This is a genomic window from Ferrovibrio sp. (genome assembly GCF_002796975.1).
Lineage (GTDB): Bacteria > Pseudomonadota > Alphaproteobacteria > Ferrovibrionales > Ferrovibrionaceae > Ferrovibrio.
Genome location: NZ_PEKV01000008.1, coordinates 1 through 12,846, shown reverse-complemented (window position 1 = coordinate 12,846; position 12,846 = coordinate 1). Strand labels below are relative to the sequence as shown.

At 62.7% G+C, this 12,846-nt stretch carries 13 protein-coding genes and 1 pseudogene; 11 read left to right on the top strand and 3 right to left on the bottom strand.

The features are described from left to right. Positions 1-43: 43 nt before the first annotated feature. Positions 44-1,471: an FMN-binding glutamate synthase family protein gene (locus CTR53_RS10245; protein WP_290812412.1), complete on the bottom strand. Its 1,428-nt coding sequence runs from the start codon at positions 1,469-1,471 to the stop codon at positions 44-46. Between the two features lie 109 nt (positions 1,472-1,580). Beyond that, positions 1,581-2,972, bottom strand: a complete 1,392-nt coding sequence (locus CTR53_RS10240) for a lyase family protein (RefSeq protein ID WP_290812409.1) — start codon at positions 2,970-2,972, stop codon at positions 1,581-1,583. A gap of 209 nt (positions 2,973-3,181) precedes the next feature. Between CTR53_RS10240 and CTR53_RS10235 the strand changes: the two genes are divergently transcribed. Further along, positions 3,182-4,234: a methyl-accepting chemotaxis protein gene (locus CTR53_RS10235; RefSeq protein ID WP_290812406.1), complete on the top strand. Its 1,053-nt coding sequence runs from the start codon at positions 3,182-3,184 to the stop codon at positions 4,232-4,234. Positions 4,235-4,350: 116 nt separating this feature from the next. Here CTR53_RS10235 and CTR53_RS10230 read toward each other — a convergent pair whose 3' ends face one another. Beyond that, on the bottom strand, positions 4,351-5,268 hold the full coding sequence (locus CTR53_RS10230; RefSeq protein ID WP_290812403.1) for an SAM-dependent methyltransferase: 918 nt from the start codon (positions 5,266-5,268) through the stop codon (positions 4,351-4,353). 429 nt (positions 5,269-5,697) lie between these two features. On the opposite strand from CTR53_RS10230, the gene rpsF reads away from it, so the two are divergent. The 10 genes and pseudogenes from rpsF to CTR53_RS10185 all read left to right on the top strand — a co-directional run bounded on the left by rpsF (position 5,698) and on the right by CTR53_RS10185 (position 12,814). Then, a complete protein-coding gene (gene rpsF, locus CTR53_RS10225; protein ID WP_290812400.1) occupies positions 5,698-6,213 on the top strand; it encodes a 30S ribosomal protein S6 in 516 nt (171 codons plus the stop codon). Next, the gene (gene rpsR, locus CTR53_RS10220) at positions 6,213-6,500 is read left to right on the top strand and encodes a 30S ribosomal protein S18 (protein ID WP_290812397.1); all 288 of its coding nucleotides are present in this window, start codon (positions 6,213-6,215) and stop codon (positions 6,498-6,500) included. The genes rpsF and rpsR overlap by 1 nt, the downstream gene beginning before the upstream one ends. Before the next feature lie 46 nt (positions 6,501-6,546). Next, on the top strand, positions 6,547-7,515 hold the full coding sequence (locus tag CTR53_RS10215; protein WP_290812394.1) for a DUF2232 domain-containing protein: 969 nt from the start codon (positions 6,547-6,549) through the stop codon (positions 7,513-7,515). Next, positions 7,515-8,081: a 50S ribosomal protein L9 gene (rplI, locus tag CTR53_RS10210; RefSeq protein WP_290812391.1), complete on the top strand. Its 567-nt coding sequence runs from the start codon at positions 7,515-7,517 to the stop codon at positions 8,079-8,081. The genes CTR53_RS10215 and rplI overlap by 1 nt, the downstream gene beginning before the upstream one ends. A gap of 224 nt (positions 8,082-8,305) precedes the next feature. After that, on the top strand, positions 8,306-9,103 hold the full coding sequence (locus tag CTR53_RS10205; protein ID WP_290812388.1) for a transporter substrate-binding domain-containing protein: 798 nt from the start codon (positions 8,306-8,308) through the stop codon (positions 9,101-9,103). Between the two features lie 102 nt (positions 9,104-9,205). After that, positions 9,206-9,868, top strand: coding sequence for an amino acid ABC transporter permease (locus CTR53_RS10200; protein WP_290812385.1), 663 nt, complete (start codon positions 9,206-9,208; stop codon positions 9,866-9,868). Positions 9,869-9,872: 4 nt separating this feature from the next. Further along, positions 9,873-10,529, top strand: a complete 657-nt coding sequence (locus tag CTR53_RS10195; protein ID WP_290812382.1) for an amino acid ABC transporter permease — start codon at positions 9,873-9,875, stop codon at positions 10,527-10,529. Next, positions 10,510-11,238, top strand: a complete 729-nt coding sequence (locus CTR53_RS10190) for an amino acid ABC transporter ATP-binding protein (RefSeq protein WP_290812380.1) — start codon at positions 10,510-10,512, stop codon at positions 11,236-11,238. Before CTR53_RS10195 ends, CTR53_RS10190 begins: the two co-directional genes overlap by 20 nt. A gap of 268 nt (positions 11,239-11,506) precedes the next feature. After that, a complete protein-coding gene (locus CTR53_RS21265) occupies positions 11,507-11,725 on the top strand; it encodes a DnaB-like helicase N-terminal domain-containing protein (RefSeq protein ID WP_367158963.1) in 219 nt (72 codons plus the stop codon). A gap of 134 nt (positions 11,726-11,859) precedes the next feature. After that, a pseudogene (locus CTR53_RS10185) lies at positions 11,860-12,814 on the top strand (DnaB-like helicase C-terminal domain-containing protein). Positions 12,815-12,846 lie beyond the last annotated feature (32 nt).

The window sequence follows — 12,846 nt, the reverse complement described above, 5'->3', positions numbered from 1 at the left end:
TCTACGGACGGAAGCTTTGCCGAATACGACGGACGCCGCAAGCCTACATCATGACGTCGCCGCCATTGACGCGGACGTGCTGCGACTTCAGGTCGCGCACCGAGGGGCAGCCGCAGGCATGGGCGATGGCTTCCACATCATGCTGCACCGCCTTGGCATAATTGGCGACGCGCACCGCCTTGCGGGTCGGATCGAGGCCACGCATGAACCGCGGCTCGTTCGAGGTGACACCGGTCGGGCAATGGCCGGTATTGCACTTCATCGCCTGGATGCAGCCGAGCGCAAACATATAGCCACGCGCCGACACCACATAGTCGGCGCCCATGCAGATCGCCCAGGCAACTTTATCGGGCGTCAGCAGCTTGCCTGAGGCGATCAGGCGGATACGGTTGCGCAGTTCGTAGCCGCGCAGCTTCTGCGCCACCAGGGGCAACGCCTGCGTGATCGACTGGCCGACATAATCGGCCAGCGGCGCCGGCGCGGCACCGGTGCCGCCCTCGCCGCCATCGATCTGCATGAAGTCAGGCGCCTCATCCGGACGCTGCGACAGATAGTCGAAGAACTCGTCGAGGAATTCGTAGCTGCCGACCGCCATCTTGATGCCGACCGGCTTGTCGACCACCTTGCGTACGCGGTTGATCAGCGCCACCAGCGACGGAATATCGGTGACGTCGCGATGGCGGCTCGGCGAGATCGAGGCCTTGCCCTCCTCAATGCCGCGGATGCCGGCGATCTCTTCGGTCACCTTGGAGCCGGGCAGGATACCGCCGCGACCGGGCTTGGCGCCCTGGCTCAGCTTGATGCAGAACATCTTCACCTGATCGAGCGCGGCGATCTTGCGCAGACGCTCTTCGTCGAGGTTGCCGCTGGCATCACGCACGCCGTATTTCGCCGTGCCGATCTGGAAGCAGATGTCGCAGCCGCCCTTGAGATGATGCGACGACAGGCCGCCTTCGCCGGTATCCATCCAGATGCCGGCCATGGCGGCACCTTCCGACAATGCCTGCACGGCAGCCGAGGACAGCGCACCATAGCTCATGCCGGAGATGTTGAAGAAACTCTTCGGCTTGTAGGGCCGACTGACGATACCCTTGCCGATCCACTTGCCGGTGTAAATTTCCGCCTCGTCGTCGTTTATCGGAAAAGCGGAATGCAGGAAGTAGATATGGCCGGGCACCTGGCTGTCGACTTCCGAGCCGAAGGCGACATAGTTGGAGACGCCCTTGGCCGAGCGATAGACCCAGGCGCGGGTCAGACGGTTGAACGGACGCTCTTCCCAGTCGGCCGTGAACCAGTACTGGCGAAAATATTCGCCGAGATTCTCCATGACATAACGGAAGCGCCCGTAGATCGGGAAGTTGCGACGGATCGCATGATCGCGTTGAATCCAGCGATCATAGACGTAATACCAGCTCATCGTGCCCAGACCGAGCAGCACGACTGCGGCCATGATATAGCCGAACACCATCATGACAGGTCTCCCACCCTATCCGCGCCGGCGAGACGGCCGGAGCGCCTCAGCCTAACACAATCAGTGATAGCGGGCCGGGATTAACATTCGATAACAGCGGAAAACCATCTCACGGCCGGGGGCCCAGCATGCTGCGTGGGTCCGCCAGCCGGTCATATTCCTCAGCCGTCAGGAAACCGAGATCGATGGCAGCCTGCTTCGGGCTGCTGCCTTCGGCAAAAGCCTTGTTGACGATCTGTGCCACCTTATCATAGCCAAGATGCGGATTGAGCGCCGTGGCCAGCATGATCGAATGCTCTACGTTGCGCTGCAGCGTGGCGGTATTGGGCTCGATCCCAGCCACCATGTCGCTGCCGAAGACAGAGGCAGCATCCGACAGCAGCTCGATGGATTTGAGCACATTCTGCACGATCACCGGCTTGGCGACATTCAGCTCGAAATGCCCGGCCGCCGCCGCCTGCGTCACCGTCACATGGTTGCCCATCACTTGATAGCAGACCTGCAGCAACGCCTCGGCCAGGGTGGGATTGCGTTTGCCCGGCATGATCGATGACGTCAAACCGTCATGCGGCAGCACCAGTTCGGCGAGGCCCGCCCTGGGTCCGGCGCCGAGGAAGCGGACGTCGTTGGCGATCTTGGCCAGCGACACCGCAACGGTGTTGAGCATGCCGCTCGCCTCCACCATCGCGTCATGCGCGCCCATGCCCTCGAACTTGTTCGGGTTGGCGGTGAACGGCAGCCCAGTCAGCTTGGCCAGCGCGGCAGCAAAAGCCGTATCGAACCCGACCTTGGCATTCAGCCCGGTGCCGACCGCCGTGCCGCCCTGCGCCAGCGGATACAGCCGCTTCAGAGACTCCTGCGCGCGTTCGACACCAAGTTCGACCTGCCGTGCCATCGCGCCGAAGCCCTGGCCCAGAGTCATCGGCGTCGCATCCTGCAGATGTGTGCGCGCGATCTTGGCGATGTCCTTCCAGGCTTCGGCCTTCTTCGCCAGTTCCTGGTGCAGGCCCTGCAAGGCAGGGATCAGGCGCTGATGGATCTGCCGCACGGTCACAATATGCATCACGGTCGGGAAACTGTCGTTCGACGACTGGCCGCGATTGACGTGATCGTTCGGATGCACCGGCTTCTTGGTGCCACGCGGTTGACCCAGCAGTTCGTTGGCGCGGTTGGCGATCACCTCGTTGGCATTCATGTTCGTCGCCGTGCCCGAGCCGATCTGCCAGACCGGCAGCGGGAAATGATCGTCGAACTTCCCCTCGGCCACCTCGCGCGCGGCCTGCTGCAACGCATCGACGATCTCGGGCGGTAACTCGTTCAGGCCGGCATTGGCCTGGGCAGCCGCCAGCTTCTGCAGACCAATTGCGTGAACCAATGCCGGCGGCAGCCGCTCGCTGCCGATACGGAACAGCTGCAACGCCCGCTGGGTCTGCGCACCCCAGTATTTGTCGGCGGCGACTTCGACGGTTCCGAAGGCATCGCGTTCCTGGCGGGTCGACATCACAGACACTCCTTTGCGGCTTCCGTTTCAAGATAGGGCAGTTTGGCGCCGTTCATAGCTATGCCTACATATTACCCAACCCCGACAGGCAGGTTGCACAATATTCCGGCAGGCACATGGTTCCGCAATCACGGAATCGCCCTGTAGGGCGGCATGCATCCTGCATTGCGTCCGGCGTCTCGCCACTATGATCCAGAGCCATAAAAACAATGACTGCACAGACGCACCATCTGCAGGTGCATCAGCTTATCGACGGCATCGAACGCGACGTTCAGGACTTCGGCGCCAATAACGAAGATATCGCCTTCCAGACCACGCTGCTGGCGCTGAATGCCTCCATCGAAGCCGCACGCGCCGGCGAGGTCGGCCGCAGTTTCGCCGTGGTGGCGCAGGAGGTGAAGGCACTGGCCAACCAGACCTCGCAGAATTCCAAACGCTTCCGCGACGTGGTGCTGACCCGCATCAACGAGTCCAAACGCGCCGCCGAAGAAATCGTCGACCAGATCGTGAAGGATCTGGAAGGTCCGCGCCTGACCGACATGGCGCAGACCATGGTGCAACTGATCGTGCGCAACCTGTATGAGCGCACCTGCGACTGCCGCTGGTGGGCGACCGACGACGCGATGTGGCGGGCGCTGGAAACGCCGTCCGACGAATTGCAGGCGCGGGCCGGCGAGCGGCTGGAAATGATCAACCGCTTCTACACCGTTTATCTCAATCTCGTGCTGGCGGATGCCAAAGGCCAAGTGATCGCGACCTCCAATCCGCGCTCCTTTCCAAAAGCGGCGCGCGCCAATGTCTCCCGCACCCACTGGTTCCAGGCCGCCATGCAGAGCCGCAGCGGCGACGACTATATCGTCGACGATATCAGCCAGAGCGGCAGCCACGAGGGCAAGGCCGTCGCCGTCTATGCCGCCGCCGTGCGCAGGGCCGGCCAGATTCATGGCGAGCCGCTCGGCGTGCTGGGTGTGATCTTCGACTGGGACAAGCAGGGGCTCAGCATCGTCAGGGACGAACCCTCGCTCTCGGCCGAAGAATGGCAGCGCACGCGCGTGCTGCTGCTGGATGCCAAACGCCGTATCATCGCCGCTTCGGATGGCGTCGGACTTTACCAGTCTTTCGCCCTGCAGAATGACGGCAAGGAGCGCGGTTACTACTACCAGCCCGACGGCGCGCTGGTCGCCTATGCCCATACCATCGGCTACGAAACCTATGACGGACTGGGCTGGTATGGCGTGATCACCCAGACACCGCGCAGCTAAATCTCTACTCTCTCAATCGTCACCCCGGGCATTTGACCCGGGGTCTCATTTTTAAGAACCGAAATGGGATCCCGGGTCTTCGCTGCGCTTCGCCCGGGATGGCAAAAAAAATCAAATCACTCAGGCTTCCGCCACAGCCAGGTCAGTTCGTGCTTGTTATGATGCAGGTGCAGCAGCCGGCTGCCCGGGATCGCCGCGAAACCCTGCGCCGTCTCGAAATCCGTCTCGCCCTGGAATTTCAGGGTACACACGGCATTGCGTACATCGGATGACGCCACCCAACGCTCGACCAGCTTGAGCAGCCGCGCCGGATAGCAGATCACATCCGAGCAGAGCCAGTCGACGCGCGGAAACTCTTTCGGCTCCAGCGCAAAGGCGCTGCCCTGCTTCCACGAGACACTGGGCATTCCAGCAACAGTCGGCGCCAGCGGTGCCTTGTCGACGGCAGTGACCGTCGCGCCGAGCGAACCCAGCACCCAGGTCCAGCCACCGGGCGAAGCCCCCAGATCGAGGCAGATGTCGCCGGCTTTCGGAAACTCGCTGCCGAATTCCAGCCGGTGCCGCGTCAGCCCTTCCCAGAGTTTGAGATAGGCGCGGCTCGGCGGTCCGTCGCGATCCTCGTTGAAGGCGAACTCGCCATTCGGCATCGGGCTGGAACATCGCGCGGCATAGAGCATCCGGTCCGGCGCCAGCAAGGTGAAGCTGCCCAGCGGCGCCACCGGCAGCGGCACGCCGAACGTCAGCGGCTTGCCCGAGACATGCGGCAGCTTCTCGGTAATCAGCTTGGCGCGGCCATGGTGCAGCGGTGCATAGGCCACCCAGTTGCGCTGGATCGCCTTCAGCTTTGCGGCGGCGTCGCCGATCGAGCCGATCTGCGCCTCCTGGACATCCTGCCAGATATTGGCAGCCCAGGCGCAGCGCCCTTCGCCCTCGGCCAGAAACAGCCGGCCATGCTCGGCCCGCAGCCGCTCGCCCAGCTCAGTGCGGAGCTGGTCCTCGAAACCCTCGGCGGCGAGATAGGCGGTGCGCGTCATCAGTGCGGTTCTCTGGGAGGGGAAGTGCCGGATCGGACCGCTAAGTGCAAGTCCTGACACGGGAAATCATATCGTTGCCCGGCTCCGCGGCGAGCTTAATCGTGCTTATTGCATCCTTATATTTGCTTATTTCACCCTTATTTTGGTTTATGGCACCCTTGATTCTGGCTTATTCAGGCTTATTCGATGCCTATTTCCGCGAGATTCAGAATTTCATAGTAATTTCAAATACATAGTTAGAAGGATATCTAGGGATTACGCCTGCATTATCAAGGTCCCCGACTGACCTTGCCACCCTGTGGAAAATCGCTATAGTCCGCGCCCTCACATAGCTCCTTGCTGGACTCTTTCATGGGGTCCGGCCAGGCCCGATCCGTCGCCACATGGTGTGTCGCCGCCGGGCCGCTAAAGCCAGAAGGAGAGCTGCCGATGGCGTTCTACGAGAACGTTTTCATCGCGCGCCAGGACATCTCGACCGCGCAGGTCGAGGCTATGGCCGCGCAATTCACCGACATCATCAAGGGCCAGGGCGGCGAGGTCACCAAGACCGAGCAGTGGGGCCTGCGCAATCTCACCTATCGCATCAAGAAGAATAAGAAGGGCCATTATGTCCTTCTGAACATCAATGCGTCGGGCGCTGCGATTGCCGAACTGGAGCGCAACATGCGCATCCATGAAGACGTCCTGCGTTACCTGACCGTGCGCGTCGAAAAGCTGGACGAAGGCCAGTCGGCCATCCTGGTGAACAAGGATCGCGGCGAGCGTCCGGAGCGTGGCTTCGGCGACCGTGGCGGCTTCGGTGGCGGCGGACGCGGCTTCGGCGGCGACCGTGGCGATCGCGGTGGTGATCGTGGCGACCGCGGCGGTGATCGCGGCGAGCGTCGTCCGCGTTTCGAACGTGAAGAATCGGCTCCGGCCGCTGCTACTGGTGGGGAGAGCGCCTAATGTCGAGCACTGGTACCTCTGAGCGTGGCGGCAAGCCCGCTGGTCGTGGCGGCGCCGGCGGCGCCCGTCGTCCGTTCTTCCGTCGTCGCAAGACCTGCCCGTTCTCCGGCGCCAATGCGCCGAAGATCGACTACAAGGATGTGAAGCTGCTGTCGCGCTTCATCTCCGAGCGCGGCAAGATCGTTCCGTCGCGGATCACCGCAGTGTCGGCCAAGAAGCAGCGCGAACTGGCTCAGGCCATCAAGCGCGCGCGCAATCTGGCCCTGCTGCCGTTCGTCATCAAGTAAGGCCAATCGGCTTCCCGCAAGGAAGCCGGAACCGGACTTTGCCACCATGACCCGCAGCCTGATCTTCGGCAGCCTCGCAGGCATAGCCAGTGCAGTGCTGATGCTGACCACCGCAAGTGGTCCGCTCAGCTTTGTACTCAGCTATCTCGTGGCGTTGCCGTTGTTCTTCGCCGGCCTGACCCATGGCGTGACCGCCGTGGGGATCGCCGGTGCGGTGGGCACGCTGGTCAGCGCTGTCAACGGCCTGTTGATTGCCGGCATCTATCTCATCACCTTTGCGGCTCCGGTCACGCTGGTGGTGCGGCAGGCCCTGCTTGCCCGCCCTGCCACTGAGGCTTCGGCGGGCGCAGATGTCAGCGACGGACTGGAATGGTATCCGGTCGGCCGTCTGATGTTGTGGCTTATCGGCTGGTCGCTAGGCCTGTTCGGCATCGCCCTGCTGCTCACCGCGGACCGCGAAGGCGGTCTGCCAGGTATGCTGAAGGAGCCGCTTCTGCAGTTCCTCAAGGCGATATCGCAGGATCAGGCAAAAGGTGAGGATCACCTGGTCGGGGTCGCAGGCGACCTCACCAAGCTGATACCGGCGGCGTTCGTCATCAGCTGGCTGGTGATGATGACAATCAACGGAACGCTCGCGCAGGGCATGGCGATGCTGCTGAAGCAGACCCGCCGGCCGACGCCGCTCTATCGCTCGTTCACCCTGTCGCGGTCGCTGGCCGTGGCTCTGGTGGCGGCGCTGGTCGCGGCAGCGGTGCTGCCGGGCGACGTTGCTTTCATCGGCGGCACGGTCGCTGCCGTGCTCGCCTTCCCCTTCTTCCTGCAGGGGCTGGCAGTGGTTCACGGGCTGGCGGCGCGAGCCTCCCTGCCCGGTCTGGTTCTGGCCGCATTCTATGCGGTTTTGGTCGTGGCTGGCGCACTGGTCGGTATACTGGTGGTCATCCTGGGTTTCATCGAAGAATGGGCGGGTTTCCGCCGGCGGTTCGCCGGGGCCGGAGCCAGCCAGGAGAAGAACTAATGGAAGTCATCCTGCTTGAACGTGTGGAAAAGCTCGGTCAGATGGGCGAAGTGGTGCGCGTGAAGGACGGCTATGCCCGTAACTTCCTGCTGCCCCGCAAGAAGGCGCTGCGTGCCACCGCAGCCAACAAGGCGGTTTACGAGAAGCAGAAGGCGCAGCTCGAGACCCAGAACCTGGCCAAGAAGGGCGAAGCCGAGAAGGTCGCTGCCAAGATGGCCGGCCTGAGCGTCACCCTGCTGCGCCAGGCTGGCGACAGCGGCCAGCTGTTCGGTTCGGTCAGCGCCCGTGACATTGCCGAAGGCGTCACTGCCGCCGGCTTCACCATCGGCCGCCAGCAGATCGCGCTCACCGCCCCGATCAAGACGATCGGCGTGTACAGCGTGTCGGCCGCCCTGCATCCGGAAGTGACCGTCGAAGTGAAGGTGAACGTTGCCCGCTCCGAGGCCGAGGCCGAGAAGCAGGTGGCGGCCGAGAGCCTGCTCGACGAAGGTGTCGAACTGGAAGAAGGCGAAGAAGCCGAGGACGCTGAAGACGCCGAGGAAGGCGACGAGGAAGAGAAGGCCTGATCGCCTTCCCCCTCTCACAAATTCTGGAAAAGGCCCGCGCAATGCGCGGGCCTTTTTCTTTGTGCGACGCCCCGCACTCCTGCTCAAATTTTAGCCGCGAGCTGACTGCAACATGATCAGCGCTCGATCCTCACGGGCATTTGCACAGAAAACACCCCGGCACGCTTCTTGCGACTCCCGGTGCGATGCCGGGCTCTCCGGCGCTTCCACCAAGGAACAAGATCATGCCGCTCTCCCGCCGCTCCATTCTGCTGGCCGCCATCGTGGCCGCCGCGCCCCTGTTCGCCGCGCTGCCGGCCCATGCCGATGCACTGGACGACATCCTCAAGACCAAGGTAATCCGCATTGCTGTGCCGCAGGACTTCCCGCCGTTCGGCAGCGTCGGCACCGATCTGAAGCCGGTGGGCTATGACATCGACACAGCACAACTGATCGCCGACAAACTGAAGGTGAAGCTGGAACTGGTGCCGGTGACCTCGGCCAACCGCCTGCCCTATCTGCAGACCAAGAAGGTCGATCTGGTGATCTCCAGCCTGGGCAAGAATGCGGAGCGCGAGAAGGCCATCGCCTTCACGGCCGCCTATGCGCCGTTCTTCTCTGGCGTGTTCGCGCCAGCCAAGACAGCCGTGAAATCCGCCGCCGATTTGAAGGGCAAGACCATCGGCGTCACGCGCGGCGCGCTGGAAGACCTGGAACTGACCAAGATCGCGCCCGAAGGCACCGATATCAAACGCTTCGAAGACAACAACACGACGATGACCGCGTTCCTGTCCGGCCAGACCGAACTGATTGCCACCGGCAACGTGGTCGCCGCCGCGATCATCGCGCGCAATCCGCCGAACAAGCCGGAAACCAAGTTCATCATCAAGGAATCGCCCTGCTATATCGGCCTGAACAAGGACGAACCCAAGCTGCAGGCCGAGGTGAACAAGATTATCGTCGCCGCCAAAGCCGATGGCAGCCTGAGCAAGATCAGCCAGAAATGGCTGGGCCAGCCGTTGACCGGCGACCTGCCGAGCTGAGGACGTGTTAAATGGGATTCGCGGGTCAAGCCCGCGAATGACAAACAGACACGTCATGCCCGGGCTTGACCCGGGCATCCCATTTCTTCCACCGAACCCGGCATGAACTACACCTTCCATTTCGCCGACGTCTTCGCCTATGGCGACCTGCTGCTGCGCGGCCTGTGGCTGACCATCCTGCTGAGCGCGGTCTCCACTGTGCTGGGGCTGATCGTCGGCATCGCCGGCGCACTGGGCCGCAATTCCGAGATCGCACCGGTGCGCTGGCTGGCTGGCGCTTACGTGGAGCTGATCCGCAACACCCCCTTCATCGTGCAGCTGTTCTTCCTTTACTTCGGCCTGGCGCAGATGGGCCTGAAGATGACGGCCGGCCAGGCAGCGTTGCTGGCCATGGTGGTCAACCTGGGCGCCTATGCCACCGAGATCGTGCGCGCCGGCATCGAGGCGATCTCGAAAGGCCAGTGGGAAGCGGGCCTGAGCCTCGCCATGACGCGCTGGCAGGTCTTCCGCCATGTCGTCCTGCTGCCCGCACTTGAGAAGATTTATCCTGCGCTGACCTCGCAGTTCATCATCGTCATGCTTGGCTCGTCCGTGGTGTCGCAGATCTCTGCCGAAGAACTGACCTTTGCCGGCAACTTCATCCAGTCGCGCAACTTCCGCAGCTTCGAAGTCTATTTCGTCATCACCGGACTCTATCTCCTGCTGTCACTCGGCTTTCGCCAGGTCTTCCGCCTGATCGGCAAGCGCGTGTTCGGGAAAGGCTGAGCGCATGGTGCAGTTCACCTTCTGGGACATCTTGCGCAACCTGCTGCTGGCGGCACAGTGGACCGTGCTGCTGTCGCTGATCGCCTTCGTCGGCGGCGCCGTCGTTGGCCTGATCGTCTGCGTGGCGCGCATCTCCAAAAACCCCGGCCCGCGCTGGGCGGCACGCATCTATATCGAGGTGCTGCAGGGCACCCCGCTGCTGATGCAGCTGTTCCTGTGCTTCTTCGGCCTGTCGCTGATCGGGCTGAACGTGCCGCCGCTGGCCGCCGCCGCCATTGCGCTCACGCTCTACACCTCGGCTTTCCTGGGCGAGATCTGGCGCGGCTGCGTCGAGGCCATTTCGAAAGGCCAGTGGGAGGCGAGCGCCAGCCTGGCGCTGACCTACCCCGAGCAGATGCGTTACGTGATCCTGCCGCAGGCCCTGCGCATCGCCGTCGCGCCCACCGTGGGGTTCGCCGTGCAGGTGGTGAAGGGCACGGCACTGGCCTCGATCATCGGCTTCGTCGAGCTGACCAAAGCCGGCACTATGATCAACAACGCCACTTTCCAATCCTTCCTGGTTTATGGCCTGGTCGCGCTGCTGTATTTCGCGCTGTGTTTCCCCCTGTCGCTGCTCAGCCGCCGGCTGGAAAGGAGGCTGAATGTCGCTCGTGCGTCTTGATGGCGTGGAGAAGCGCTTCGGCGACCTGCATGTACTGAAAGGCATCGATCTGAAGGTCGAGGCCGGCCAGGTGGTCGCGATCATCGGCAAGAGCGGCTCGGGCAAGTCCACGCTGCTGGGCTGTATCAACGGGCTGGAAAGCCATGACGACGGCCGCATCACCGTGGATGGCAAGGTGGTCAGCGAAGACGCGCGGTCCCTGCGCGAGCTGCGCCAGACAGTCGGCATGGTGTTCCAGCAGTTTAACCTGTTCCCGCATCTGAGTGCCGGCCGCAACGTGATGCTGGCGCCTATGGTGGTGCACAAGGCGCAGGGGCAGGCTTCCGAGGCACTGGCGCGCGACTGTCTGGCCAAGGTTGGCCTGGCCGAGAAATTCGACACCTATCCCGATAAACTGTCGGGCGGCCAGCAGCAGCGCGTGGCGATTGCCCGCACCCTGGCCATGCAACCGAAGATCATCCTGTGCGACGAGATCACCTCGGCACTCGACCCCGAACTGGTGGCGGAAGTGCTGAAGGTGGTGAAGGCCCTGGCCGACCAGGGCATGACCCTGATCATGGTGACTCATGAGATGGCGTTCGCCCGCGAAGTGGCGGACCTGCTGGTCTTCATGCACCAGGGCCGCGTACATGAGGTCGGGGCTCCCGCTGTCCTGTTCGACGCACCGCAGACACCGGAGCTGTGCCAGTTCCTCGGCGCCGTGCTGTAACCAGCGCCGAAAACCGCCATATCCGCGACTCGGAGGCCTGCTGACGAGTTCCGGGGATCAAAAGGCGTAGCCTGTGGATTATGAGTGCTAAGATACTGATTATGCGACTCGAGTTATCCACGGTTTGAAACCGGTGGAAAAAGAAATCTTTGACTCGCACTGCGCCGGCTGATTGCCGTTAATGCGCCCACGCCGCGAACGGCAACTTAAAACCGTAACTGCAGCGTCACGAAACTGACTGTCAGAATCAGGCTGGGAAGAACTCCACATGGCTGTTGTCACCCCGTTCAGTAATCCGACCACCGCCACCGATCCAGCCACCGCCGAACCGACCTTCCGTATACAGCCGCATAACCTCGACGCCGAGCAGGAGCTGCTGGGCGCCATCCTGGTCAACAACGAAGCGGCCATGAAGGTGTCGGGCTTCCTGGCGCCGGAGCATTTCTTCCACGAGGCGCATCGCCGCATCTANNNCGCGACGAGGTGATCGCCAAGGCCGGCGGCACTGCCTATCTCGCCCGCCTCGCCGCCGCCGCCACCACCGTGATCAATGCCGAGGACTACGCGCATGTGGTCCACGACCTGGCGCTGCGCCGCCAGCTGATTTCCATCGGCGAGGAGATGGTCAACCGCGCCTACGATCCCAAGGTGGACGAGGCCGCGACGCACCAGATCGAGGAAACCGAGCAGCGCCTGTTTAAGCTGGCCGATGAAGGCAGCTCAGAGGGCGGTTTCGTCTCCTTCAAGGATTCGATCGCAGAGTCGATCAAGAATATCGACGCAGCCTGGAAGAAGGGCGGCCTCAGCGGCGTCACCACCGGCCTGCGCGACATGGACAAGAAGCTGGGCGGCATGCATCCGTCCGACCTGATCATCCTCGCCGGCCGTCCGTCGATGGGCAAAACCTCGCTGGCCACCAATATCGGTTTCAATGCGGCCAAGGCCGGCGTACCGGTCGCCTTNNATCACCGACGAGGAATTCACCCGCCAGATCGTGCCGGTCTCCAAGGATCTCGCGCAGCTGCCCTTCTACGTGGACGATACCGGCGCGATTTCGATCTCGCTGCTGCGCAGCCGCGCCCGCCGCCTGAAGCGCACCAACAATATCGGCATGATCATCGTCGACTACCTGCAGCTGGTGCGCGGCAGCAATTCGCGCCGCAACGACAACCGCGTGCAGGAAATCTCGGAAGTGACGCAGGCGCTGAAGGCGCTGGCCAAGGACCTGAACGTGCCGGTCATCGCGCTGTCGCAGCTGAGCCGCGCCGTGGAAAGCCGCGACGACAAGCGCCCGCAGCTGTCGGATCTGCGTGAATCAGGCGCCATCGAGCAGGACGCCGACGTGGTGATGTTCGTGTATCGCGAAGAATATTACGAGATGCGCAAACAGCCGATGATGGACACGCCGGACTTCGTCGCCTGGCAGGAAAAGATGGACAAGATCGCCAACCTGGCGGAAGTGATCATTGGCAAGCAGCGTCATGGCCCCATCGGCACCGTGGTGCTGCATTTCGAGAGCGCCTTCACCAAGTTCAGCGACCATATCCAGTCCGACCACCTGCCGGACGCCTACTGACGCCCCCGATCGGCGGGATAACCGCCAAAAAA